The following is a 24,455-nucleotide window of genomic DNA, read 5'->3' on the forward strand; positions in this document are numbered from 1 at the left end:
CACAATTAAAAAACCACGTTATCATCAAAAAAAAAGACCTATTTCAAATTACGAAACAGGTCTTTTTAATATACTGATCTTAAATCTTATTCCTGATGATGAAATGCTTTTTTATTGAAAACAATCAATATTCCAACACCGGTAGAAATAGCTACATCGGCAATATTGAATATAGCATTAAAAAAAGTAAAATCTTTTCCTCCCCAAATTGGCAACCAACTAGGCAAATTTCCATGCCAAAAAGGAAAATAAAACATATCTACCACTTTGCCGTGAAACAAAGTGCCATAAGGATTCTCTGAAAACAAAGTCGCCAGTTGAGCATGACTGTCATTGAAAATTAATCCGTAAAAAACCGAATCTATTATATTACCAAAAGCCCCTGCAAGAATTAACGCTATGGAAACAATCAAATAATTAGAACTGTGTTTTCTTTCTACAGAATCCCACAACCAATATCCAATTCCTACAACTGCACCCAGTCTAAAAAGAGTCAAAATTAATTTGCCGTATTCTCCTGGAATTTCAGTACCCCAAGCCATTCCTTCATTTTCAATAAATAGAATTTTGAACCAATTGAAAACTTCTACTTCCTCACCTAAGATAAAATTAGTTTTGATGTATATTTTAGAAAGCTGATCAACAATCAGTATAAGGAAGATCAGTAAATACGCTTTTCGTAATGACATTTTTTAAATTTTAAGTCCGTAAAAGTAATAATTTAATCAAAAAAAACGCTCCCAATGGAGCGTTAAATATTTATATAACGAAAGTTGATTATCGCTGTAAATTTTTAGCCTCTATGCTCATCGTAGCATGAGGTACAATTTTCAATCTGTCTTTATTGATCAACTTTCCGGTTACTTTACAAATCCCATAAGTTTTGTTTTCCACACGGAATAAAGCGTTTTTCAAATCGCGAATAAACTTCTCCTGACGAATGGCCAATTGTGAGTTTGCTTCTTTAGACATGGTTTCGCTACCTTCTTCAAATGCTTTGAAAGTAGGCGATGTATCATCGGTACCATTATTCAAATCATTCATATAGGCGCTTTTTATCAAATCTAAATCCGCTTGTGCTTTTTCAATTTTCTTTAGAATTATCTCTTTGAACTCTGCCAAATCGGCATCAGAGTATCTTGTTGCTTCTTCTACCATAACCTAATTATTTAGTAATTGTTATTCTTGTTTTTATCTCATCAAACTCAATTTCTGTACCACTTTCTAATTCATCCACAAAAACCAAATCACTGGTTAATGTTTCTGATTTGATATAGTCTTCATTTTTAAGAATTGCTTGTTCCAAAAGTCCATCTCTTTTCAATTGAACCTTAATTTTATCAGTAACTTCAAATCCTGAATCTTTACGGATATTCTGGATTCTGTTCACTAATTCCCTCGCAATTCCCTCTTGTTTCAACTCTTCAGAAATTGTAATATCTAATGCAACCGTTATTCCGTTTGAATTAGCTACCAACCAACCTTCAATATCTTGCGATGTTATCTCTACATCTTCTAATGATAAAGTTACGTCTTTTCCTGCAATAACAATTTTCAGGCTTCCTTCCTTGTCCAACTCGTTGATTTGATCCGCCGAAAAACCTTGTATCTCCTTAGAAATCAAGCCCATATCCTTACCAAAACGAGGTCCAAGTGCCTTAAAATTAGGTTTAATTTGTTTCACTAAAACACCTGAAGCATCGTCTAAAAGTTGAATTTCTTTGACGTTTACCTCGGCTTTTATTAGCTCAGAAACCGCCTCAATTTCAGCCTTCTGATTCTCGTCAAGCACCGGTATCATTACCTTTTGCAAGGGTTGACGCACCTTGATCATTTCCTTTTTACGAAGCGATAAAACCAGTGAAGAAATGGTTTGCGCCTTCTGCATTTTGCTCTCTAACGATTTATCAACAAAGTTTTCAACGTATTTTGGAAACTCAGCCAAATGTACACTATCATATTTTTCTGATTGTGTCGCCAAAGTTAAGTCTCTGTAAAGCTTGTCCATAAAGAACGGAGCGATTGGCGCACCCAGTTTACTGATGGTCAACAAACAGCTGTACAATGTTTGATAAGCTGCAATTTTATCCTGCGCATATTCGCCTTTCCAGAAACGACGACGACACAAACGAACGTACCAGTTACTCAGATTTTCCTGAACGAAATCAGAAATAGCGCGAGCCGCTTTTGTAGGTTCGTAATCGGCATAAAAACCATCCACGTCTTTTATCAAAGTGTTCAATTCCGAGATGATCCATTGGTCAATTTCCGGTCTTTCGTTTAACGGAATTTCGGCTTCCTCATGTTTAAATCCGTCAATGTTCGCGTACAAACTAAAGAACGAATAGGTATTGTAAAGTGTTCCGAAGAATTTTCGGCGCACCTCAGCAATTCCTTCCAAGTCAAATTTCAAGTTATCCCAAGGATTTGCATTCGAAATCATGTACCAACGCGTCGCATCAGGACCGTATTCTGCCAATGTTTCGAAAGGATCTGCAGCATTGCCTAGACGTTTAGACATTTTTTGCCCGTTTTTATCCAAAACCAATCCGTTGGAAACCACATTTTTATAGGCCACTTTGTCGAAAACCAAAGTCCCAATCGCATGCAAGGTATAAAACCAACCGCGTGTTTGATCCACTCCTTCGGCGATAAAATCGGCTGGGAAATCTTTGTTTTCGTCTATTTTATCTTTATTTTCAAAAGGATAATGCCATTGTGCATAAGGCATAGACCCCGAATCAAACCAAACGTCGATCAAATCAGCCTCACGCTTCATTGGTTTTCCCGAAGCAGAAACCAAGGTGATTTCATCGACCACATTTTTATGCAAATCAATCAAATCGTAGTTTGATTCCGCCATGTTTCCAATTTCGAAACCTTTGAAAGGATTTTCTTTTTGGTATCCGGCCTGGATCGATTTTTCTATTTCATTGTATAATTCTTCAACCGATCCGATCAAGATTTCTTCGGTTCCTTCTTCCGTTCTCCAAATTGGCAACGGAATTCCCCAGTATCTTGAACGGGATAAGTTCCAGTCATTGGCATTTTTCAACCAATTTCCAAAACGACCTTCTCCGGTCGCTTTTGGTTTCCAATTAATCGTTTCGTTCAAGTCGAACATACGGTCTCTAACTTCCGTTATTTTTATGAACCAAGAATCCAAAGGATAATATAAAATAGGCTTGTCGGTTCTCCAACAATGTGGATAACTGTGTACGTATTTCTCTACTTTGAAAGCTCTGTTTTCTTCTTTTAATCGAATGGCGATTTCAACATCTATCGAACGTTCCGGTGCTTGACCTTCATCGTAATATTCGTTTTTCACATATTTACCGGCATATTCACCCATATGAGAAGTGAATTTCCCTTGTAAATCGACCAAAGGAACCGGATTTCCATTTTCGTCCAAAACCAACATCGGCGGAACCTCAGGCGTAGCTTCTTTGGCCACTTTGGCATCATCGGCACCAAAAGTTGGCGCAGTGTGCACAATTCCTGTTCCGTCTTCCGTTGTAACGAAATCTCCTGAAATTACCCTAAAAGCATTTTCCGGATTTTGATACGGTAAAGTAAACGGCAATAATTGTTCGTAACGAATACCAACTAAATCCGAACCTTTGCATTCCGCAAGAACTTGGTAAGGTGTTTTTTTGTCGCCTTCTTTGAAGTTTTCAAAATCAGCAGCTTCTGTACTTTCAAAAAATCCTTTCCCGAATTGTTTCCCAACTAAATTTTTAGCCAAAACAACCGTTATCGGTCTAAAAGTGTATTGATTGAAAGTTTTTACTAAAACATAGTCAATTTTTGGACCAACGGTCAATGCCGTGTTAGAAGGCAAAGTCCAAGGAGTCGTCGTCCAAGCTAAAATATAAATATCGCCAAAACCTTGAAGAAATTCTGGAAAAGTTTCATTTAATGCTTTAAACTGAGCTACGATGGTCGTATCCGTCACATCACGATAAGAACCCGGTTGGTTCACTTCGTGCGAACTCAATCCTGTTCCCGCTTTTGGAGAATACGGTTGAATGGTGTAGCCTTTGTACATCAAATCCTTGTTGTAGATTTGTTTCAAAATCCACCAAACGGTTTCCATGTATTTGGGTTTGTAAGTCACATACGGATCTTCCATATCAACCCAATAGCCCATTTTTTCGGTCAAATCATTCCACACATCGGTATAACGCATCACGGTTTTCTTACATGCTTCGTTATATTCTTCGATAGAAATCTTAGTTCCAATATCTTCTTTGGTAATCCCTAATTCTTTTTCGGTACCTAATTCCACAGGCAATCCGTGAGTATCCCAGCCGGCTTTACGCTTTACTTGGAATCCTTTTTGAGTTTTATATCTGCAAAAAATATCTTTAATAGCACGTGCCATTACGTGGTGAATTCCCGGCAATCCGTTTGCCGAAGGCGGTCCTTCAAAAAACACGAATGGTTGGCTTCCTTCACGAGTAGTTACACTTTTCTCGAATATGTTTTCTTTCTTCCAAAAATCCAGAACTTCCGATGCCACAGTTGGTAAGTCAAGTCCTTTGTATTCAGTAAATTTTGTACTCATTTTGTCCTTTTCTTAAATCGAAGTGCGAAAGTAAGGAATTTTGAATAAAACAAAGAAAAGTAAAGTAAAAATAGCAGAATATGAAAAGTCAATTCCACAATACTCTCGCAAATTAAGTCAATTTATGAATTTTTAAGAAAAAACTTCTTTTAAAACCTCCAAGGATTTTGGTTTTTTGAAACCATCGAGATGAACGCTGTAGTAATCAATCAGTATTTTCAAAACAATTTGCCTTTCAATAACGTGAAATGTTTTTTGATCGGTTTCAAACTTTAAACCAATCAGTTTTTTAAACAAATTCGTTTCGTGTTCCGTCAACGAACTTAGGGCATGGAAAGGCGTAAAAACACCTTCGGTCATCTCAAAAAAAGGCATATCCATATCGGAAATATCGGGATAAAAGCCGAGGTATTTTGTAATTTCAAGCAGTAAAATCAAATGAAAATTAGCCATTTCATCATGATTATCCAACCAATCTAGAGCGGTTTCTAAAAAAGTAAAAAGCGGTTCGTTTTTTTCCTCTTCGTGGATGGAATGATGCAAAATTTCGGAAATAAACATCACGATGGTGCTTTTGTAAATATCCGAATGTATAGAATGAAAAGGTGCGGCAATTTTTATTTCTTTAAAGTTTTCTAAAGTGCCTTTGTTTTTATGAACCGCTTCAATTTCGAGTAGCGTCAGCGGCTGAAAATAAGCAATTTTTTGATTGGATTTTCTGCCTGAAAAAGCATCCCGAACAAAATAAGATTTCAATCCATGCGAGAGCGTGAAACACTTTACAATCAAGCTTTTTTCTTGAAACTTTAAAGACGAAATGACGATTGCCTTGGTTTTTACCTGCATTTTTTAACTTTTTTTCGGGAATAAAACAGTTTGATTCGCCTGCAAATATACTACAAACCAAAACACTTGGCTTTTGATTGATTCCCCAAAAAAAACCTTCTATCTTCCTGAACTTTCAGAAAAATAGAAGGCTTTTAAAAATATTTTAAAAAAGAGACTAAACCACCCCTTGAGCCAGCATGGCATCGGCAACTTTTACAAAACCGGCAATATTAGCTCCTTTTACATAATCAACATGTCCGGTTTCGTCAGTTCCATATTTCACACAAGAAGTATGAATATCAGCCATAATTTCTTTTAATCTTTCATCAACTTTTTTGGAAGACCATTTCAGTCTTAATGAATTTTGAGACATTTCAAGACCCGAAGTTGTAACTCCACCAGCATTTGAAGCTTTTCCGGGAGCATATAATATCTTTGCGTTTTGAAAAACAGAAACTGCGTCCGGAGTTGAAGGCATATTAGCACCTTCGGAAACACAAATACATCCGTTGGCAACTAATGCTTTTGCATCTTCTTCATCCAATTCATTTTGAGTTGCACAAGGTAAGGCAACATCACACTTGATTCCCCAAGGGCGCGCGCCTTCTACATATTTAGCAGATGGATATTTAGTCACATAATCCTTAATTGTTCCTCTTAATTCATTTTTCAACTCCATTACATGAGCTAACTTCTCTGCATCAAATCCATCAGCATCATAAACATAACCTAAAGAATCGGAAAGAGCCACCACTTTTCCTCCTAATTCATTTACTTTTTCGGTTGCATATTGCGCTACATTTCCGGAACCTGAAATCACCACCGTTTTGCCGTTAAAATCGTCTCCTTTGGTGGCCAGCATACTTTGTGCAAAATATACCGTACCATATCCCGTTGATTCCGGTCTGATCAATGAACCTCCGAAAGAGATTCCTTTGCCGGTTAAAACTCCCGTAAATTCGTTCTTAATTTTCTTATACTGACCAAACATATAACCCACTTCTCTTCCCCCAACACCAATATCACCTGCTGGAACATCGGTGTCCGGGCCGATATGCCTGCACAATTCATTCATAAAACTTTGGCAAAAACGCATCACTTCAATATCCGATTTTCCTTTTGGATCAAAATTAGATCCTCCTTTACCGCCGCCCATTGGCAGAGTAGTTAAACTGTTTTTGAAAGTTTGCTCGAAGGCCAAGAACTTAAGGATACTTAAATTTACCGTAGGATGAAAACGAATTCCTCCTTTGTAAGGGCCAATTGCCGAGTTCATCTGAATACGATACCCTCTATTTACATGCGTTTTCCCTTTATCATCAATCCAAGGCACTCTAAAAATCACGATTCGTTCTGCCTCAACCATTCGCTCCAAAAGCATTTTATTTTGGTATTTCTTGTTTTTTTCGATAAAAGGAATTACAGCTTCAGCCACCTCTGCTACAGCTTGCATAAATTCTGGTTCATTTGGGTTATTTTTGGCAACCTCTTCTATAAAAGTAGTAATGCTTTGCGACATGATAATTTAGATTATAAACGTTCAAAAATGAGTCATTGTTCAGGTTTACAAAGATAAGATACAATAAAAGGACTGAAACTTTTTTTTTGTTTTGCCTAAAGAATTCCCTATTCATTAAATAAGGGCTATCAAATTTATTTTAAAACAAAATTCAAATGGGGTATTTTATGAATTTCACAATAACGCTCAAGCCATCAGTCTATTTATTTCAACAAAAAGAGGCTAATCCCTGTTTTTATTGCATAAAATTTGGCCTATTATCAGGATCAATTTGATATAAAAACAAAAAAACCTTCTGTCAAAAAAGACAGAAGGTTTTCAGAAATATCTAAAATTATTTTATACTACTCCTTGAGCTAGCATGGCATCAGCAACTTTAACGAAACCGGCAATATTTGCTCCTTTTACATAGTTTACATAACCACTTTCTTCAGTGCCATATTTTTTACATTGATTGTGTATTCCTGTCATGATTTCTTTCAATCGTGAATCTACCTCTTCACTCGTCCAGTTCAAACGAATTGAGTTTTGCGTCATTTCTAATCCTGAAGCCGCAACACCACCGGCATTGGCCGCCTTACCTGGAGCAAAAAGCACTTTGGCATTCAAAAATTCTTTGATTGCTCCCAATGTACTTGGCATATTGGCCGCTTCGGTTACACAGATTACTCCGTTAGCAATCAATTTTTTTGCATCCTCTTCATTTAACTCATTTTGAGTCGCACAAGGAATCGCAACATCAACTTTAACCTCCCAAACACTTCTTCCTTTATGGAAAACTGCATTTGGATATTTCTCTAAATAGGATTCTACTCTGTTATCACCTCTGGCTCTCATTTCGAGCATAAATTCAATTTTATCTCCGGAAATCCCTTCTTCGTCATAAATATAACCGTCAGGACCAGAAATAGTAACTAATTTTCCGCCAAGGTCATTTACTTTTAAAGCAACTCCCCAAGCCACGTTACCAAATCCTGAAATAGCTACTCTTTTATCTTTGATAGTATGACCAATGGTCTGCAACATTTGTTCAGTAAAATAAACCACTCCGTAACCTGTAGCTTCCGGTCTTATCAAAGAACCTCCGTATGCCAATCCTTTACCGGTTAAAACTCCCGTAAATTCATTTCTTATTCTTTTGTATTGACCAAATAAATACCCGATTTCTCTTGCTCCAACACCGATATCTCCAGCAGGAACGTCTAATTGCGGGCCAATATGTCTGCATAATTCAGTCATGAAAGACTGGCAAAAACGCATCACCTCAGCATCTGATTTTCCTTGTGGATCAAAATCAGAGCCTCCTTTTCCTCCGCCCATTGGCAAAGTAGTCAAACTATTTTTAAATACTTGCTCAAAAGCCAAAAATTTCAACACCGATAAATTTACGGTATGATGAAAACGAATCCCTCCTTTGTAAGGTCCAATTGCTGAATTCATTTGGATTCTAAAACCTCTATTTACCTGTATTTCACCTTTGTCATCAACCCATGGAACACGAAAAATAATAGAACGTTCCGGCTCTGCCATTCTTAAAAGTAAATTCTTTCCGTCATATTTTTTCTGTGTTGCAATAAATGGAATCACCGTTTCGGCAAATTCTCTAACTGCTTGAATAAATTCCGGCTCATTTGGATTCTTGGCTTCCACTTGAGCCATAAAATCATTTATTTTTAGTAACATATATAATAACAAATTAATTAAGAAAACGTTTTCGTTAGCCAATACAAATATACATCTTCTACGAATATTGAATCTTTTTTTTTTATCTCCCCTATAGAATTATCTTTTTATTAAGCAATTTTGAAGAAATCCATTTTAAAATTGGATTTTAGTCGACAATCGCTGTATTTTTCACAATCAAAACAGAATTTAGTTCAATAATTTTAAATTTAAATTCAGTACAGCATTGATGTTTTTCATATATTTGTTAATACTTGAAATTGTAACTAAAAATGCTAAAGTACCTCTCCTTCACTTTATTTGTTTTTTTGGGATTTTCAAATAAAACAAATGCGCAATTTGGTTTTTCGCACGAAGTGGGGATTATTGCTGGTCCTGTTGCTTTTCAATCCGATTATGGGGAACGTTACAATCTCGATACCAATGCCGGAAACACAGGTGTTGGTATAGGTTTGATTCATTATATCAATTTTTCGTACAAAGCAGAATGCAACTGCTATGCCCCCGAAACTTATTTTAACGATCATTTCAAATTAAGAAGTGAATTATCCTACAATAAAACCGACTTACACCATTTTGGAGAATGGGTAGCACCGGACAAAACCTCCTTAGGAGCAGATCAATTAAGAGCGATGAAAGGAAGTACAGAACTCATTAATATAGGTATGCAGTTAGAATACTTTCCTTTAAGTATCCGGGATTTCACCGCCAGAATAGGGAGCTTAGGGCCTTTTATAAGCCTCGGAGGACAATTCAGTCAGTACAACGCCAAGGCGTCTTCAACAATGGGCCCATTAGGAACTCCTTTGACCACATTCCCAAAATACCTAACCCCAACGGATGGTCGCCCTTACGGATTTTCAACAGAAACAGGCACAGTTTGGTCCGTCATCTCAAGTGTAGGAACCCGCTACAAATTAAGCCCGCTACAAGATTTAATGGTTGATTTGCGATTTCAATATTTTTTCTCCAACTGGGTAGACGGCTTAAATCCGAATCCAGCCATTTACAAAGAGAACAAAGCCAACGATTGGTTGGTTTGGTTTAATGTTGGTTATATATATTATCTGCAATAGAAAAAAAAAATCCCAATCCTAAGAAAATTAGAATTGGGATTTTTTTTATAAAATTTGTCCGAATTATGTCAATGCTTGTTTTAAGTCTTCAATTAAATCTTCGGCATCTTCGATCCCTACGCTCAATCGAACCAAATCATCAGTAATTCCTATTTCTTTTCTTTTGTCTTCCGGAATCGATGCATGTGTCATCAAAGCTGGGTGGTTTGCCAATGATTCTACTCCACCTAGAGATTCTGCCAAGGTGAACACTTTTAGTTTTTCAAGAAAATCGATCGAATCTTCTTTTTTACCCGACACAAAGGTAAAAGAAACCATTCCTCCAAAATCACTCATTTGTTTTTTTGCAATTTCATGAAACGGATGACTCGTTAATCCCGGATAATAAACCGTTTTAATTTTAGGATGGTTGTTTAAAAATTCTACCACCTTGACACCATTTTCACAATGTCTTTGCATTCTTAAATGCAATGTTTTTATCCCTCTAAGCACTAAAAAACTATCCATTGGTCCAAGCGTGGCACCTGTAGCAAATTGCTGAAAATGCAATTGCTCGCCTAATGCTTCGTCTTTTACAATCAATGCTCCTGCTATAACATCAGAATGTCCGGACAGATATTTCGTTGCGGAGTGCATCACCACATCTGCGCCTAAATCTAACGGATTCTGTAAGTATGGCGTTGCAAAAGTATTATCAACCGCAAAAAGTATATTATTTGCCTTGGTGATCTTGGCAATTTCTTGAATATCTGCCAATTTCATCAAGGGATTTGTTGGTGTTTCTACCCAAACCAACTTCGTGTTTTCATTTATCAATGACTGGAATTTCCCCATGTCATTCATATCTACAAAATGAAATTTAATCCCTGAATCTTTATAGATTCTGGTAAACATTCTATAGGTTCCTCCGTACAAATCATCCATGGCAATGATTTCATCTCCGGCTTTAAAAGAACGCAACAAACAATCCGTTGCCGCCAATCCGGAGGAGAAAGCCAATCCTCTTACCCCATTCTCAATACTTGCTAATGCATTTTCAAGTGCCGTTCTGGTAGGATTTGCCGCTCTACTGTATTCATAGTCAGGATTTATAGGCTGGCCAGGGCTTTTTTGCACAAATGTTGATGTCTGATAAACCGGTGGCATTACGGCTCCCGTACTTGGATCGTGATGCTGGCCTCCGTGAATTGTTTTAGTATTGAATTTCATATCTCTTAATTTTTTTAATTGCGAATAAGTTTCGCAAAATTACCCTTTAATTTATTCTAAACAAGCCGTCGGCTTCTTCGTTTGTTTTACACAAATTTTTTGATTCCCATCATAATCCCGGTATGAATCGCTTCATGGTAAATATTAAATGAAATAGCGTCTTTTGCATTTTTTACGGCAAAACCGGTCATAGTTGTAAATTCCTGAAAATTTTCGAAAATTTTATTATCCAAATCAATTTTGGTTTGATTGATTGTCTCAAAGAGAAATTTCTTAATCTCATCAACATCTGCCTGGGTTGCTTCCTGAATTGGCGCACTTCCCTTTTTATATTTATTAACCATTTCGTCCGAAATCATCATAGGTAAACCCGATAATTTATAAACCAGCATTTGCTGCACCACTACGATGTGACCGATATTCCAAATTAAATTATTATTATAACCTTCCGGAATTTTATTTAATTGCTCCAATGTGTAGCCTTGAAGAAATTGAGACAATGTTTTTCTACTTGTTATGGTAATCTCGAATGTTTGATCCATCGGTTATAATTTTATTTTTCTATAAAATTAATCATTTTCAGCGTCAAATGAATTTTCTTTGTACAAAGAAAACACAAAACAACATGAACAAAATCTATTACATCTCTTCCTGCGATACTTGCCGAAAAATCATAAAATCTTTACCCAAAGGAAATAATCTTGTTTTTCGCGATATCAAACAGGATTCACTTACACCTGAGGAACTCGAAGAAATGTATCAATTCACGGGCAGTTATGAAACTCTGTTCAGCAAAAAAGCCCAGTTGTACAAATCGATGAACCTAAAGGACAAATCCTTGACCGAGGACGATTATAAAAATTATATTTTAGAACATTATACCTTCTTGAGCAGACCCGTTTTTGTCATTGATAACAAGGTTTACATTGGCGGAAGCCAGCAAAACATGCTTCAAGTAATGAAAGCCTTGGAATAGTTTTCAAACCGTAGTCTGCGGTCTGAACACTGAAAACTGAACACTGAGTACTTTTTTCTTATCTTTGACCTCTTTTTAGAAAATAATATGATACAATCAATGACAGGTTTTGGTAAAGCTACTTTGCAATTACCAACCAAAAAAATAACGGTAGAAATAAAATCCTTAAACAGTAAGGGTTTGGATTTGAACGTGAGAATGCCTTCTCTTTACCGTGAAATGGAATTAGGCTTAAGAACCCAAATTGCATCAACACTCGAAAGAGGAAAAGTCGATTTCTCTATTTTTATCGAAAGTACTGCCGAACAAACTTCCACAAAAGTGAATGTGCCAATTGTAAAAGGATATATAGAGCAATTGCGTGCCGTTTATGCTGATGCTGATGAAACTGAACTAATGAAAATGGCGATCCGCATGCCCGATACGATGAAAATTGAACGTGATGAAATTGACGAGAATGATTGGGCGCAAATAAAAAACGTCATCGAAGAGGCTTTGCAAAACATTGCCACATTCAGAAAAGACGAAGGTCAATCTTTAGAAAAAGAATTTCAATTGCGAATAGGAAATATTCGCCAATATATGACCGAAGCTTTAGCACTTGATCCAGAACGTGTTCAGGCTATAAAAGATCGTTTGCAAACAGCCATCGAAGAATTGAAAGTAAACGTTGACGAAAATCGTTTTGAACAAGAATTAATCTATTATTTAGAGAAATTAGATATCACCGAAGAAAAAGTCCGCCTGACCAATCATCTGGATTATTTTCTGGAAACCATCAACGGGACAGAAGCCAACGGCAGAAAACTAGGTTTCATCACTCAAGAAATGGGACGCGAAATCAATACGATGGGCTCTAAATCCAATCATGCACAAATGCAGAAACTAGTTGTGATGATGAAAGACGAATTGGAAAAAATCAAAGAACAGGTTTTAAACGTATTATAGCAGAGAAGCAATTTAAAGCTTCTAAAAAAGAATAACAATGAGCACAGGAGGAAAATTAATTGTATTCTCAGCACCTTCGGGATCTGGAAAAACAACCATAGTTAGGCATTTATTAAGCAAAGAAGATTTAAACTTAGAATTTTCGATCTCGGCAGCTTCACGCGACCCAAGAGGAGAAGAAGTAAATGGGAAAGACTATTATTTCATCTCGACCGAAGAATTCAAAAAGCACATCAAAAACGATGATTTTCTGGAATGGGAAGAAGTATACCGTGACAACTTTTACGGAACTTTAAAAAGTGAAGTGGAACGCATTTGGGCCAAAGGAAAAAACGTGATTTTCGATATTGATGTTGCCGGAGGATTGCGAATCAAGCATAAATTCCCTGAACAAACCCTAGCTGTTTTTGTAAAACCACCTAGCGTGGATGAATTAAAAAGAAGACTAAAAGAACGCTCCACCGAAAGCGAAGATAAAATCAATATGCGCATTGCCAAAGCATCAGTCGAACTAGCTACAGCGCCGCAATTTGATACCATCATAAAAAATTACGATTTAGAAGTTGCTTTGGAAGAAGCTTACCAATTAGTTAAAAACTTTGTGAAAGAATAATGAAAATCGGATTGTATTTTGGAACTTTTAATCCCATTCATGTTGGCCATTTAATCATTGCCAATCACATGGCCGAAAACGCCGATCTAGACCAGGTGTGGCTCGTAGTCACACCTCATAATCCCCTAAAAAAGAAAGACACACTGCTGGACGATTACCACCGTCTGGAAATGGTGCATCTTGCGACTGAAAATTTCCCAAAATTAAAGCCCTCAGATATTGAATTCAAGCTATCGCAACCTAATTATACGGTAAATACCTTAGTTCATCTGGAAGAGAAATTCCCTAATCATGCGTTTTCTTTGATCATGGGAGAAGACAATTTAAAGTCTTTCCATAAGTGGAAAAACCATGAAGTGATTCTCCAAAATCATGAAATCTATGTTTATCCTAGGATTTCTTCCGAGGCTGAAAATCTGGATTTAAAAAACCATTCCAAAATTCATTTGATTGATGCTCCCATAGTTGAAATTTCTTCCACTTTTATCCGAAAAAGCATCAAGGAAGGTAAGAACATACAACCGTTATTACCCCAAAAAGTTTGGGAATATATTGATCACAATAATTTTTACAAAAAGTAATTAAGCCAATACTTTTTTTAATTCCGCTTCAATTTCCTGAAAAGCCGCATTAAAATTATCGCTTTTACCCGATAAAAGAAAGATTTCCGTATGAGGCATTTGCTTGCTATTCCATAACAATTGCAGTTTTTTCTCTTCAATAAAATCCTTTGCATTACTATCCCAAACTACTGCAATCCCGGAATTTTTAGCAAGGATTCCCAACATTTCATATTCTGACGGAATAATATAATTGGGAATCATCGACGGTCTTTTTTTATTAAAAACGTGCAGCCAAAATAATTTTATATGTGGAATGCCGGCATCAGGACTATACCATTTTTGTTCGTTTAACCAATGTTCAATAGCGTTAAAATCTTTACTCTTAATTTTTGATTTCAATTCTGACGCATCAATGTTTGTGGAGCCCACTATAATTTGCTTGATTGCTCCCAGCTTCTTCTGAATTGTATCAAAAGTATCGTATCGCTTGCTAACAATAGCAAAATCAAGTTTTTTAGAATCTACTAATTCAAAAAGTGCGTCATCTTTATGAAAGCTAAAATCAATAAATTCAAATTTAGAAACAAGCGCACTTCCTATACTGCTCATCAAATGTTTTGAGATCCCAATAGAAATCAATCGATTCGCATTGAATGCTTTGGCTCTAAAACCATTCTCCACATTTTCCAAGCGATCTAAAGCCTCAATGATTAAATTATTGAGTAACTTAGCGTATTCCGTTGGTTCCACCCCTTTCGACTTTCGATTGAAAAGCTTATAACCTACATGTGCCTCTAACATTGATATTTGCTGACTTACAGCCGGTTGACTGATAAACAATTCCTTAGCGGCCAAAGAAAAGTTTCCGTTTTTATAAACCGATTTAAAAGTTCGATACCATTCCAGATTAACCATGGTATAAATATATTTATCACAAACATAATTTAAATTATTTTTACTGATGGCATATTCGCCCTAAATTTGTAAAAACAAAATGAATCATGAAGAAAATTGCATTACTTACCATTACAATATTAACTGCGAGTTGCCTGACAGCGACTGCTCAAAAACTAAATAAAAAAGGCATGAAAAAAGTATTATTTGTTGTTACTAGTCACGATAAACTAGGCAACACCGGAGAAAAAACAGGATTTTGGACCGAAGAATTTGCAGCACCTTATTATGAATTAACCGATAAAGGGGTTCAAATTGATATTGCAACGCCATTAGGAGGTCAGCCGCCAATTGATCCAAAAAGTGAAGATCCATCTGCCGCTACTGAAGACACCAAAAGATTCGATAACGACACCGCACTTCTTTCAAAACTAAAAAACACAAAAAAATTAGCCGATGTAAATCAAGCAGATTATGATGCGGTTTTTTACCCAGGAGGTCACGGTCCGCTTTGGGATTTAGCCGAAGACAAGACCTCAATCGCTTTAATTGAATCTTTTTACACACACAATAAACCCGTTGGTTTTGTTTGTCATGCTCCCGGAGCTTTGAAAAATGTGAAAGTAAATGGCGCTTTTTTAGTAAAAGGTAAAAAAGTAACTGGATTTTCTAATACAGAAGAAGAAGCCGTAGGCTTAACCAAAGTGGTTCCATTTTTACTGGAAGATGCTTTGCAATCAAATGGCGCAAACTATTCTAAAGCAGCTGACTGGCAACCTTATGCCGTTGAAGATGGCTTATTGATTACAGGTCAAAACCCAGCTTCATCTAAACTGGTTGCCCAAAAATTATTGAATCAATTAAACGTAAAAAAATAAACATGTTAAACTTTGAATTATACAATCCTACCAATTTAGTTTTTGGAAAAGGGCAGATTGAAAAATTACCAACATTAGTCCCACAAGGTGCAAAAATCCTTTTGGCTTATGGCGGAGGAAGCATTTTTAAGAACGGAATCCACGAGCAAATAATCAACAATCTAAAAGGTTTTGAAATAGTAGAATTCAGCGGTATAGAACCCAACCCTCATTTTGAAACTTTGATGAAAGCAGTTGCGATCATTAAAGAACAAAAAATTGATTTTATTTTAGCTGTTGGTGGAGGCTCTGTGATTGACGGGGTGAAATTTATTTCAGCCGCAGTAAATTTTGAAGGAAACCCTATCGATATTCTTCAAAAACGTCTTCTAATAAAAGAAAATGCAGTGCCTTTTGGGACGGTCTTAACTTTGCCTGCAACAGGAAGTGAGATGAATTCTGGAGCTGTGGTAACTATTGAAGCTACCCAAGAAAAATTAGCTTTTGGTGGTTCGGCCTTATTTCCAAAATTCTCTATTTGTGACCCAACAGTAATCGAATCTTTACCAAAAAGACAATTACAAAATGGCGTTGTTGATGCCTACACCCATGTAATGGAACAATATTTAACTTATCCGCATGAAGGCTATTTACAAGATAGAATTGCCGAAGGAATCCTTCAAACCTTGATTGAAATAGGTCCCAAAGTAGTGGAAAATCCAAAAGACTATGCACTAGCCTCTAACTTTATGTGGTCGTGTACAATGGCTCTCAACGGATTAATCCAAAAAGGAGTTCCAAGCGATTGGGCCACACATATGATTGGTCATGAATTAACCGCTTTATATGGAATCGATCATGCACGTACATTGGCAATTATTGCTCCTAGTTTGTACAAAGTAATGTTTGAAACCAAAAAAGCAAAATTAGCTCAATACGGAAAACGTATTTTTAATTTAGAAGGAACGGAAGACGAAATCGCAAATGAGGCCATCAACAAAACCGTTGAATTTTTCCATAAAATGGGAATGCAAACTAAATTATCTGAATATACCGAAGACTATAATAAAACAGCTGACTTCATTGTAAATCGTTTTGAAGAAAGAGGCTGGAAAGGTCTTGGAGAGCGACAAAACATCACTTTAGACAAAGTAAAATCAATTGTAGAAATGAGTTACTAATTCGAAAAAAAAAGAAGAATTTATTTAAAATAAAAAGGCGTTCGTGAATTTATTCTAGAACGCCTTTTTCATAACACCAAAACAAAACTAACTAATTCAATTTTCATATTCAATTAAATAACTAACTTACAATGGGTTACAACGGAACAAAAGCTGTAATATTGTACAGAAATAAAAAAAATATTATTTTATTAAAATTTTAAAGCTTACAGCGTCCTAAATATTGAGAGTCCTTCATTATTTTCTTGTCTCATTAGTACATTTTTAAGTACTTTTGATTAAATTTAATACTAAAATGACCGAAAATTTAAAATTTGCAGTAATTGGTGGTGGAAGTTGGGCAACAGCAATCACAAAAATGTTATGCGTAAATCTTTCCGAAGTTTCTTGGTATATGCGTAATGAATCTGCAATTGAGCATATAAAACTTCACAAACACAATCCTAATTATCTAAGTTCAGTTGAATTTGACACTCAAAAGTTAAAACTTACCAGTGATATTAACGAAGCAGTTGCATATGCTGATTACATTATTTTTGCTATACCATCCGCTTTTTTAAATGGTGAATTGGAAAAACTGACGGTCTCATTGAAGGACAAGATTATTTTTTCGGCAATCAAAGGTATTGTTCCAGAAACCAGTCTAATTGTTGGTGAACATTTCCACTTTCAATATGACATTCCTTACTATAATATCGGTGTAATAACTGGTCCTTGCCATGCCGAAGAAGTAGCTCTAGAGCGTTTATCATATCTAACAATTGCTTGTGGCGATGCTCAAAAAGCCTCAATAGTAGCCAAAAACTTGTCCGGGAATTATATTAAAACAAAAATAACGGATGACATTATAGGCACCGAATATGCGGCCATGCTAAAAAACATCTACGCCATTGCAGCCGGAATTGCCCACGGTCTGGGTTATGGTGATAATTTTCAGGCTGTGTTGATGAGTAATGCCATTCGAGAAATGAAAAAATTCATCAAGAAAGTACACAAAATGAAGCGAAACATCAATGATTCGGCTTATTTGGGTGATTTATTGGTAACGGGTTATTCGCTTTTTTCAAGAAACAGAACCTTCGGGAATATGATTGGTAAAGGTTATACTGTGAAAAGTGCCATGATGGAAATGAGCATGGTTTCTGAAGGCTATTATGCTACAAATAGCGCTTATAAACTCAATCAGGGTTATGGTGCCAAAACACCAATTATAGATGCCGTTTATGAAATTCTATACAAAGGAAAAGAAGCTAAAACTATTTTTAAAGAACTGACAGAGAAGCTGGATTAAATTCAGCTATCAACCTACATAAAAAACCGCTAATTCTCAGATGAAATCCGGAGATTAGCGGTTTTTAAATTTATATAAAATCTATTTTCTATCTTACAATAATGCCTTCCACGAATAAAATAGGCACCTCTTCTGTCTCTGCTTCGTTAATACTATTGGCTTTAAAAATAAATTTCTTATCGTACATCTTATTTCCTATAAAATAAGATACCGAAAACTCGTTATTGAGTGCCAAAACACTTTTTTCGATCATTTCAATTTTCACCACAGAAACTGCTGGAACTTCAACAAAGGCATGACGCAAAAGAGAGGTTTTTTTCATTTCTCCATCAATAGTTCCAAAAGCTTTAGAAACCACCATCACGCTTTCGATAAGAAAATCACTATCATTCACTAAATAGGCGTACCAAACTTTTTCCATGAAATCGTCGCTCCATTCTTGAACGGTAGCTACAAATACATTTTCTACTTCGGGGATGATAATATCGGACTTCATTATTTTTACACTAAATATTTTGCTTATTGACTTTTTAAATGCTTGCCTTAAATTGCTCTAAGAAACGTACATCATTTTCGTAGAACATTCGGATATCACCAATTTGGTATAACAACATGGCAATACGCTCAATTCCCATTCCAAAAGCAAAACCGTTGTATTCGTCCGGATTAATGCCACAGTTTTTTAATACATTAGGATCAACCATTCCGCAACCCATAATTTCTAACCAACCTGTTCCTTTGGTAATTCTATAATCGGTTTCTGTTTTTAAACCCCAATAAATATCCACCTCGGCACTTGGTTCTGTAAAAGGAAAATAAGAAGGACGCAAACGAATTTTTGACTTGCCAAACATCTCTTTGGTAAAGTACAACAAGGTTTGTTTCAAATCAGCAAAGGAAACATCTTTATCAATATACAATCCTTCTACCTGATGAAAAATACAGTGAGAACGGGAAGATACGGCTTCGTTACGAAAAACTCTTCCCGGAGAAATGGTACGAATAGGCGGTTTATTATTTTCCATATAACGCACCTGAACAGATGATGTATGCGTACGCAATAAAATATCCGGATTTGTTTGAATGAAAAAAGTATCCTGCATATCTCTTGCCGGATGGTATTCCGGTAAATTCAATGCGGTAAAATTGTGCCAGTCGTCTTCGATTTCCGGGCCTTCAGAAACATTAAAACCGATGTTTGAAAAGATATCGATAATTTGGTTTTTTACCAATGAAATAGGGTGACGGGAACCAATAGAAATCGGTTCTGACGAACGTGTCAAATCACCATAAAAACCTTTTGATTCTTCTTTACTTTCTAAAGCTTCCTGTATGGTCTTTACTTTTTCCTCGGCAGAAGTTTTTAGCAAATTAATTACTTGCCCAAATTCCTTTTTTTGGTCATTAGGAACGTTCTTGAACTCGGCAAAAAAATCTTTTAGAATCCCTTTACTTCCAAGGAATTTGATTCTAAATGCTTCTAATTCGGCTGCATTTTGAGTAGAGAAAGCTTGTGCTTCACCAATATATTCTTTTATCTTGTCTATCATTTTCATCCAATAATTGAGAGTGCAAATTTAGTTTTTTTGCCACGAATTACACTAATTTTCACAAATTTGTTTCCTGTACTTTGCGGTAACTCCAAGTTTCTATATAAAATACCTATTCTATCAATTCCCGCTCCAGAAAGTAATTCACAATTGCCTCTTTCATCAAAACCGATTGTTCTCCTGCTTTTAAAGGTGGTAATTCTTCTTTCACCTTATAATGAGGCCATCCTTCTTCGTCAAAAAAATCGAATTCATAGAATCCATAAGGTTCTAATAATCTACAAATAGCAATGTGCATCAGGTTCAATTTTTCATCTTTTTTAAATTCACGATGAATTTTTCCCAATTCCTGAACACCAATTAGGTATATGATGGCATCTAAATCTAAATCTTCCCCTTGCGAAAATTGATTGGAAAGTATCGTTACAAGCTGTTCCCAGCGTTCTTTAAGTTGTATATCTCTTGACATGTTTACGAGTTATGAATTATGAATTATGAGTTATTATATCGCAAATCATAAAATTATTTTAGCAAAGATAAGAACTTGAAAATTGGCAATTGATAACCAACAATTCTTTTATCTTTGCATTTTTATTTTAAACAGACTACGAATGGGTTTTTTGGACATTATTTTAGGAGGATTACTTGGATATGCTTTGTACAAAGGAATCCGAAACGGACTTTTTGTTGAAATCGCTTCTCTAATCTCCCTTTTGGCAGGAATTTATTTTGCGGTCAAATTTTCTTCAATAATCAAGGGAATGCTTTCGGGATTTGTTTCCTGGAATCCTTATACGGTTCAGGTGACTGCTTTTGTCCTTACTTTTATTGTAGTGGTTGTCGGTATTTATATGCTGGGAAAATTCTTTACTAATCTTGCTGATTTTGCCTATCTGGGTTGGATCAATAAAGCGGGCGGTGGTTTCTTTCGCCTATTGAAAACAGTATTAATTATCAGTGTAGTTTTGACTGTTTTCGAAAAAGTAAATTACAAAAATTTCTTGGCCAAAAAAGAAACTCTCGACAATTCGATATTCTATAATCCGATTCAAAAAACCGCTGGATTCCTTTTTCCTTCAATCGAAAAATGGTACGATGGTGCGAAGAAAAAATAATCAGTGGTCAGCGTTTAGTGATCAGTAATTCAGGAAAGGAAAATGAAAGTCAAAAGTTTCAGCTGAAAGAATACACTTTTTATACGCATCAATAAAATCTAAAGGTTCTATCTTAAATCTGAACACTAAAAACCGATACCTGAAACTATTATTTCACTTCCTTAATAGCGCTGCTTTCAATCCAACCCTCGGTGCCATCCGTTAATTGAATTTTTTTCCAATTATCCAAAGTTTCTTTGACGAATACTTTAGTGCCTTCATGTAATATGAAAACATTAGCAGCTTTCCTTTGTGGTTCGCTCTTCATATCGGAAATCTCAGCAAAAACCACTGCAGGTCTTTCATTTTTAGCGTGACTTTTCTCAAAAATCGCTGCCGAAACACTCACAAGAAGCAGTGCTAACATCAGGAACATTCCCAAGAAGAAGATTCTCTTGGAGAGTGAAATTTGAGAAAAATAATAACCACAAAAACACAATAAAAACAATACCGAAAATGATATGGAAATCCACCCCCAAGTATTGTATTGATAAATTCCCGTAAAATCGCGTAACAACTTAGCAAAACCTACTTTTGGAATTACTTTTATTTCATCGATGGTGCGTTTTTGGGCAAACTTCAGGTTGTTTATGATTTCATCGTCGTTAGGACTGAACGTCAACGCTTTTTCATAATTATAGATTGCCGGCGCTACCTTATTGAGTCTGTAATAGCAGTTGCCTAAATTAAAAAACAATTCTGCCGATTGCTGCTTATTGACATTCAAAACACTTTCATAGGCTTCAACTGCCTCTTGGTATTTTGCGTTTTTATAGAATTCATTCCCTTTTTCGAAGCCGTTTTGGGCAAAGAAAACTTGGGTTGTAAACAATAATATATAAAGTATGTTTTTCATTTTATTAGTCATAAGTTGCGAAGTACCAACTATAAATTTAAAATCTAAAATTATATTTGTTTTTCCAATTCCGAAATAATCAAAACCGCTTTGTCAAAATCCTGCTGTATCGTAGCGGTTGAGGAAGGCGCATATCGAGCCACTTCACAATTCTCAGTAAGCGCAATAAAATCATTCACGGCTTCTGGTTTTGCATTTCTGTTCAACAGCAATTCCTTGATATTATCCTTACTCATCTCTGAGGTTTCTATATGCAACTTGGCCTTCAAGAAATTGTGCATTGCTTTTTCAAGCGCAACATAAAATGGCTCTTTGTTATTAATCTGCTTTTTGGCCTCAGATAAATATTTCTTGGCCAGCCTATTATTCATCTTAATTCTATTCCCAACAATATCGCCATCAATAGCTTCTTTTTTATTCTTGAACAATACAATTAACGGCAATAGCAAAAATGGCGCAAATAGTAAACCCAGATACAAATTAGAACCAAAAAAATCATTCTCGGCCACCGGAACAAGATTCGTTTTCAACTTAATGAATTTAAATTGTTCGCTACTCGTAATTTTATTTTTATCAGAACTTGAACTGGCAACAGCTCTTGTATCCGTTGGTCCGTCAAGAACGTTTATCATTACCTCTGAAGATGTAATGGTTTTATAAGTTCCTGAGCCCAAATCAAAATAGGAAAACTGCATTGGTTTAATTGGATAATTCCCTTTGTATTGGGGTATAATCGTATAACTATCCGAAATTTTTCCGCTCATACCTGCCAGTGACGTATTTACCTGTTCGTTATGAACTGCGTCATACATTTCTAATGCATTTGGAACAACTGGTTTTGGTAAATTAAATAATTTCATATTCCCTTTACCACTCACGCTCACCACTAAATCAAGGCTTTCCCCGTTTTTAAGACTGGTCTTACTAGGAGTTACTTTGAAATCAAAATTCCCCACAGCTCCCGAAAAATCAGCAGGTTTTCCCGCTTCCGGCAATGCTCTGACCGCAATGGTTTTTGCACCGGCTGAAACTCTTTTACTATCGTCTTTCAGTACCATTTGCCCAAACATATTTCTACGATTCGTTGGCAACTGAACGTCTATATCTAGTGAAAGCGGTTCTATCTTCAGTTTTCCTGATTTTTGAGGATAAAGGACTGTTTTTCTTAAAACCACATACCTGTATTTCTCGCCTTTAAACATTCCCTCTTCGGGAACAAGTTGTTTGATGTCTATGTTTTGACTCCAAAAATCATTGTATTTCGGTCTACTGAGCTCTCCCAAATTGGTAATTCCTATATTATGACTGAAATACAATTTATAAACTACGGTAATTGGCTCGTTGATATAGGGATTTGTTTTAGAGATATCAGCAACGAGATAAATATTATTGTCCGCAGAAACACTAGTGTCATTTGGATCTTTTGGTAGTTCAACAGCTGCCGTCACATTAATTTTTATGGGCGAAGTTTTGTACAATTGACCATTATATTCAATTGTGGCCTGCCTGATAGTAAGGGTCCCTTTTTGACTTGGTAAAAGATAATACGAATAGATTTTCTCAAAAGAACTCCTTCCATTTACCCAAGATTGGCTCACTTGCTGACTCGGTCCCGCTATAACTCTGAATCCATCAAAAGACGGTTCGTTAAAGTTATCCCCATCTATATTCATTACAAAATCAATACGAAGTCTTTCGTTCAATCCCAACGTGGTTTTGCTCACTTTAGCTTCAAATTGTACTTGAGCCAAAAGTCCTTGAAAACTTAACAGTAATAAAATTAAATGTTTTTTCATTTTTTATTTAATCCTTATCTTTTCCTAACGTTTTATTTAATCTTGAGTTTGAATCTATTTAAGAAGTAAAACTTTGTTACCAATCTTTCTCAGTCTTGGTTGGTTTTCCTTTTACTTTTTGAGCATTGACTTTGTTCTGGATTTTCTTTTCTTCATTATTTACGGCATCTAAAAGACTTTCTAATCTTTGTTTAGAAATTCCTCCAGGAGCTGGTTTTGGTTCCCCTTCTTCTTTAGGCTTATCTTTTTTGTCTTCGCCGTCTTTCTTATCCTTATCCCCTTTATCGTCTTTCTTATCTTTGTCTTTGTCTCCTTTATCGTCTTTTTTGTCCTTCTCTCCGTCTTTTTTATCGTTTTTATTGTCCTTATCTTTTTTGTCTTTATCCTTATTCTTATCGTCTTTTGGAGGGTTTTCCTTCAACAACTTTTTTGCCAAAGCATAATTATACCTCGTTTCTTCATCGGAAGGGTCGTTACGAAGCGCGTTTTTATAAGCCGCTACGGCTTGTGTATAATCTTTTTCTTTCATAAAAACATTCCCTAGATTGTGGAAAGCCTTATGTTTTTGAGGTCTTGTTTTACTATTCTCTATCGCTTTTGCATAAGCTAATTTAGCTTCGCCAACTTGATTTTGTCTGTATATGGTATTGCCTAAATTATAGGTAGCAACACTTCTATTTGGAAATTTAGAATTAGAAATCCTGTAATTGGCCTCCGCATCAACAAATTTATTTTGGGCATATTCTGCATTCGCCTCTGGTAAATTTTTATCCTTTTCCTGGGCAAATATATTCCCCAGCCCTAAAAAAAGAAGCGTCAAAAAGCTAAATAGATATATTTTAAAATTTTTCATTTTTATTACATTATGTTAATCCACTAAAGCAAGCTTTATGA

At 35.8% G+C, this 24,455-nt stretch carries 24 protein-coding genes; 9 read left to right on the forward strand and 15 right to left on the reverse strand.

The window, feature by feature from the left end; all coding sequences use genetic code 11:
* Positions 1 to 86 precede the first annotated feature (86 nt).
* The 6 genes from LNP19_RS03585 to gdhA (LNP19_RS03610) form a co-directional block, all read right to left on the reverse strand.
* Entirely contained in the window at positions 87 to 689 is a 603-nt protein-coding gene (locus tag LNP19_RS03585) for a lipoprotein signal peptidase (protein WP_230063445.1), read from the reverse strand.
* Between the two features lie 88 nt (positions 690 to 777).
* A complete protein-coding gene (locus tag LNP19_RS03590; RefSeq protein ID WP_230063446.1) occupies positions 778 to 1,158 on the reverse strand; it encodes a TraR/DksA family transcriptional regulator in 381 nt (126 codons plus the stop codon).
* Between the two features lie 7 nt (positions 1,159 to 1,165).
* Positions 1,166 to 4,567: an isoleucine--tRNA ligase gene (gene ileS / locus LNP19_RS03595; protein ID WP_230063447.1), complete on the reverse strand. Its 3,402-nt coding sequence runs from the start codon at positions 4,565 to 4,567 to the stop codon at positions 1,166 to 1,168.
* A 132-nt stretch (positions 4,568 to 4,699) separates the two neighbouring features.
* Positions 4,700 to 5,413 (reverse strand): DNA repair protein RecO, encoded by a 714-nt coding sequence (recO, locus tag LNP19_RS03600; protein WP_230063448.1) that lies wholly within the window; start codon positions 5,411 to 5,413, stop codon positions 4,700 to 4,702.
* Between the two features lie 157 nt (positions 5,414 to 5,570).
* Positions 5,571 to 6,914 carry an NADP-specific glutamate dehydrogenase gene (gdhA, locus tag LNP19_RS03605; RefSeq protein WP_230063449.1) on the reverse strand — a complete coding sequence of 448 codons (1,344 nt, stop codon included), beginning with the start codon at positions 6,912 to 6,914 and terminating at the stop codon, positions 5,571 to 5,573.
* A gap of 339 nt (positions 6,915 to 7,253) precedes the next feature.
* Positions 7,254 to 8,597 carry an NADP-specific glutamate dehydrogenase gene (gene gdhA, locus LNP19_RS03610; RefSeq protein ID WP_230063450.1) on the reverse strand — a complete coding sequence of 448 codons (1,344 nt, stop codon included), beginning with the start codon at positions 8,595 to 8,597 and terminating at the stop codon, positions 7,254 to 7,256.
* 272 nt (positions 8,598 to 8,869) lie between these two features.
* Here gdhA (LNP19_RS03610) and LNP19_RS03615 point away from each other — a divergent pair, with 272 nt between their 5' ends.
* Positions 8,870 to 9,673, forward strand: a complete 804-nt coding sequence (locus LNP19_RS03615) for a THC0290_0291 family protein (RefSeq protein WP_230063451.1) — start codon at positions 8,870 to 8,872, stop codon at positions 9,671 to 9,673.
* Positions 9,674 to 9,736: 63 nt separating this feature from the next.
* Here the strand turns inward: LNP19_RS03615 and LNP19_RS03620 are convergent, their stop codons facing one another.
* Positions 9,737 to 10,882, reverse strand: a complete 1,146-nt coding sequence (locus tag LNP19_RS03620; RefSeq protein ID WP_230063452.1) for a cystathionine gamma-synthase — start codon at positions 10,880 to 10,882, stop codon at positions 9,737 to 9,739.
* Between the two features lie 86 nt (positions 10,883 to 10,968).
* A complete protein-coding gene (locus tag LNP19_RS03625) occupies positions 10,969 to 11,424 on the reverse strand; it encodes a DinB family protein (RefSeq protein ID WP_230063453.1) in 456 nt (151 codons plus the stop codon).
* A gap of 83 nt (positions 11,425 to 11,507) precedes the next feature.
* Between LNP19_RS03625 and LNP19_RS03630 the strand changes: the two genes are divergently transcribed.
* The 4 genes from LNP19_RS03630 (at position 11,508) to nadD (ending at position 14,000) form a co-directional block, all read left to right on the forward strand.
* Entirely contained in the window at positions 11,508 to 11,858 is a 351-nt protein-coding gene (locus LNP19_RS03630; protein WP_230063454.1) for an arsenate reductase family protein, read from the forward strand.
* Positions 11,859 to 11,945: 87 nt separating this feature from the next.
* On the forward strand, positions 11,946 to 12,806 hold the full coding sequence (locus tag LNP19_RS03635; RefSeq protein WP_230063455.1) for a YicC/YloC family endoribonuclease: 861 nt from the start codon (positions 11,946 to 11,948) through the stop codon (positions 12,804 to 12,806).
* Between the two features lie 37 nt (positions 12,807 to 12,843).
* Entirely contained in the window at positions 12,844 to 13,419 is a 576-nt protein-coding gene (gene gmk / locus LNP19_RS03640) for a guanylate kinase (protein WP_230063456.1), read from the forward strand.
* Positions 13,419 to 14,000 (forward strand): nicotinate (nicotinamide) nucleotide adenylyltransferase, encoded by a 582-nt coding sequence (nadD, locus tag LNP19_RS03645; protein WP_230063457.1) that lies wholly within the window; start codon positions 13,419 to 13,421, stop codon positions 13,998 to 14,000. The genes gmk and nadD overlap by 1 nt, the downstream gene beginning before the upstream one ends.
* Here the strand turns inward: nadD and LNP19_RS03650 are convergent, their stop codons facing one another.
* Positions 14,001 to 14,897, reverse strand: a complete 897-nt coding sequence (locus LNP19_RS03650; RefSeq protein ID WP_230063458.1) for a LysR family transcriptional regulator — start codon at positions 14,895 to 14,897, stop codon at positions 14,001 to 14,003.
* Between the two features lie 86 nt (positions 14,898 to 14,983).
* Here LNP19_RS03650 and LNP19_RS03655 point away from each other — a divergent pair, with 86 nt between their 5' ends.
* The 3 genes from LNP19_RS03655 to LNP19_RS03665 all read left to right on the forward strand — a co-directional run bounded on the left by LNP19_RS03655 (position 14,984) and on the right by LNP19_RS03665 (position 18,205).
* Positions 14,984 to 15,754: a type 1 glutamine amidotransferase domain-containing protein gene (locus LNP19_RS03655; RefSeq protein ID WP_230063459.1), complete on the forward strand. Its 771-nt coding sequence runs from the start codon at positions 14,984 to 14,986 to the stop codon at positions 15,752 to 15,754.
* Between the two features lie 2 nt (positions 15,755 to 15,756).
* Entirely contained in the window at positions 15,757 to 16,914 is a 1,158-nt protein-coding gene (locus LNP19_RS03660; RefSeq protein ID WP_230063460.1) for an iron-containing alcohol dehydrogenase, read from the forward strand.
* Between the two features lie 295 nt (positions 16,915 to 17,209).
* Positions 17,210 to 18,205, forward strand: coding sequence for an NAD(P)H-dependent glycerol-3-phosphate dehydrogenase (locus LNP19_RS03665; RefSeq protein ID WP_230063461.1), 996 nt, complete (start codon positions 17,210 to 17,212; stop codon positions 18,203 to 18,205).
* A gap of 88 nt (positions 18,206 to 18,293) precedes the next feature.
* On the opposite strand, the gene LNP19_RS03670 is transcribed toward LNP19_RS03665, so the two are convergent.
* The 3 genes from LNP19_RS03670 to LNP19_RS03680 all read right to left on the reverse strand — a co-directional run bounded on the left by LNP19_RS03670 (position 18,294) and on the right by LNP19_RS03680 (position 20,224).
* Entirely contained in the window at positions 18,294 to 18,701 is a 408-nt protein-coding gene (locus LNP19_RS03670) for a hypothetical protein (RefSeq protein WP_230063462.1), read from the reverse strand.
* A 34-nt stretch (positions 18,702 to 18,735) separates the two neighbouring features.
* Positions 18,736 to 19,755: a phenylalanine--tRNA ligase subunit alpha gene (pheS, locus tag LNP19_RS03675; protein WP_230063463.1), complete on the reverse strand. Its 1,020-nt coding sequence runs from the start codon at positions 19,753 to 19,755 to the stop codon at positions 18,736 to 18,738.
* Between the two features lie 112 nt (positions 19,756 to 19,867).
* Positions 19,868 to 20,224 carry a hypothetical protein gene (locus LNP19_RS03680; protein ID WP_230063464.1) on the reverse strand — a complete coding sequence of 119 codons (357 nt, stop codon included), beginning with the start codon at positions 20,222 to 20,224 and terminating at the stop codon, positions 19,868 to 19,870.
* 142 nt (positions 20,225 to 20,366) lie between these two features.
* On the opposite strand from LNP19_RS03680, the gene LNP19_RS03685 reads away from it, so the two are divergent.
* On the forward strand, positions 20,367 to 20,870 hold the full coding sequence (locus LNP19_RS03685) for a CvpA family protein (protein ID WP_230063465.1): 504 nt from the start codon (positions 20,367 to 20,369) through the stop codon (positions 20,868 to 20,870).
* Positions 20,871 to 21,018: 148 nt separating this feature from the next.
* On the opposite strand, the gene LNP19_RS03690 is transcribed toward LNP19_RS03685, so the two are convergent.
* The 3 genes from LNP19_RS03690 to LNP19_RS03700 all read right to left on the reverse strand — a co-directional run bounded on the left by LNP19_RS03690 (position 21,019) and on the right by LNP19_RS03700 (position 24,414).
* Positions 21,019 to 21,765 (reverse strand): tetratricopeptide repeat protein, encoded by a 747-nt coding sequence (locus tag LNP19_RS03690; RefSeq protein ID WP_230063466.1) that lies wholly within the window; start codon positions 21,763 to 21,765, stop codon positions 21,019 to 21,021.
* 50 nt (positions 21,766 to 21,815) lie between these two features.
* Positions 21,816 to 23,561: a BatD family protein gene (locus tag LNP19_RS03695; protein WP_230063467.1), complete on the reverse strand. Its 1,746-nt coding sequence runs from the start codon at positions 23,559 to 23,561 to the stop codon at positions 21,816 to 21,818.
* Positions 23,562 to 23,637: 76 nt separating this feature from the next.
* Positions 23,638 to 24,414: a tetratricopeptide repeat protein gene (locus tag LNP19_RS03700; RefSeq protein ID WP_230063468.1), complete on the reverse strand. Its 777-nt coding sequence runs from the start codon at positions 24,412 to 24,414 to the stop codon at positions 23,638 to 23,640.
* Positions 24,415 to 24,455 lie beyond the last annotated feature (41 nt).

Source organism: Flavobacterium acetivorans (genome assembly GCF_020911885.1).
Lineage (GTDB): Bacteria > Bacteroidota > Bacteroidia > Flavobacteriales > Flavobacteriaceae > Flavobacterium > Flavobacterium acetivorans.

Excerpts from the sequence above, each read along its gene's own strand:
- LNP19_RS03585 (WP_230063445.1), bottom strand. The coding sequence starts at position 689 with ATGTCATTACGAAAAGCGTATTTACTGATCTTCCTTATACTGATTGTT.
- LNP19_RS03590 (WP_230063446.1), bottom strand. The coding sequence starts at position 1,158 with ATGGTAGAAGAAGCAACAAGATACTCTGATGCCGATTTGGCAGAGTTC.
- ileS (WP_230063447.1), bottom strand. The coding sequence starts at position 4,567 with ATGAGTACAAAATTTACTGAATACAAAGGACTTGACTTACCAACTGTG.
- recO (WP_230063448.1), bottom strand. The coding sequence starts at position 5,413 with ATGCAGGTAAAAACCAAGGCAATCGTCATTTCGTCTTTAAAGTTTCAA.
- gdhA (WP_230063449.1), bottom strand. The coding sequence starts at position 6,914 with ATGTCGCAAAGCATTACTACTTTTATAGAAGAGGTTGCCAAAAATAAC.
- gdhA (WP_230063450.1), bottom strand. The coding sequence starts at position 8,597 with ATGTTACTAAAAATAAATGATTTTATGGCTCAAGTGGAAGCCAAGAAT.
- LNP19_RS03615 (WP_230063451.1), top strand. The coding sequence starts at position 8,870 with ATGCTAAAGTACCTCTCCTTCACTTTATTTGTTTTTTTGGGATTTTCA.
- LNP19_RS03620 (WP_230063452.1), bottom strand. The coding sequence starts at position 10,882 with ATGAAATTCAATACTAAAACAATTCACGGAGGCCAGCATCACGATCCA.
- LNP19_RS03625 (WP_230063453.1), bottom strand. The coding sequence starts at position 11,424 with ATGGATCAAACATTCGAGATTACCATAACAAGTAGAAAAACATTGTCT.
- LNP19_RS03630 (WP_230063454.1), top strand. The coding sequence starts at position 11,508 with ATGAACAAAATCTATTACATCTCTTCCTGCGATACTTGCCGAAAAATC.
- LNP19_RS03635 (WP_230063455.1), top strand. The coding sequence starts at position 11,946 with ATGATACAATCAATGACAGGTTTTGGTAAAGCTACTTTGCAATTACCA.
- gmk (WP_230063456.1), top strand. The coding sequence starts at position 12,844 with ATGAGCACAGGAGGAAAATTAATTGTATTCTCAGCACCTTCGGGATCT.
- nadD (WP_230063457.1), top strand. The coding sequence starts at position 13,419 with ATGAAAATCGGATTGTATTTTGGAACTTTTAATCCCATTCATGTTGGC.
- LNP19_RS03650 (WP_230063458.1), bottom strand. The coding sequence starts at position 14,897 with ATGGTTAATCTGGAATGGTATCGAACTTTTAAATCGGTTTATAAAAAC.
- LNP19_RS03655 (WP_230063459.1), top strand. The coding sequence starts at position 14,984 with ATGAAGAAAATTGCATTACTTACCATTACAATATTAACTGCGAGTTGC.
- LNP19_RS03660 (WP_230063460.1), top strand. The coding sequence starts at position 15,757 with ATGTTAAACTTTGAATTATACAATCCTACCAATTTAGTTTTTGGAAAA.
- LNP19_RS03665 (WP_230063461.1), top strand. The coding sequence starts at position 17,210 with ATGACCGAAAATTTAAAATTTGCAGTAATTGGTGGTGGAAGTTGGGCA.
- LNP19_RS03670 (WP_230063462.1), bottom strand. The coding sequence starts at position 18,701 with ATGAAGTCCGATATTATCATCCCCGAAGTAGAAAATGTATTTGTAGCT.
- pheS (WP_230063463.1), bottom strand. The coding sequence starts at position 19,755 with ATGATAGACAAGATAAAAGAATATATTGGTGAAGCACAAGCTTTCTCT.
- LNP19_RS03680 (WP_230063464.1), bottom strand. The coding sequence starts at position 20,224 with ATGTCAAGAGATATACAACTTAAAGAACGCTGGGAACAGCTTGTAACG.
- LNP19_RS03685 (WP_230063465.1), top strand. The coding sequence starts at position 20,367 with ATGGGTTTTTTGGACATTATTTTAGGAGGATTACTTGGATATGCTTTG.
- LNP19_RS03690 (WP_230063466.1), bottom strand. The coding sequence starts at position 21,765 with ATGAAAAACATACTTTATATATTATTGTTTACAACCCAAGTTTTCTTT.
- LNP19_RS03695 (WP_230063467.1), bottom strand. The coding sequence starts at position 23,561 with ATGAAAAAACATTTAATTTTATTACTGTTAAGTTTTCAAGGACTTTTG.
- LNP19_RS03700 (WP_230063468.1), bottom strand. The coding sequence starts at position 24,414 with ATGAAAAATTTTAAAATATATCTATTTAGCTTTTTGACGCTTCTTTTT.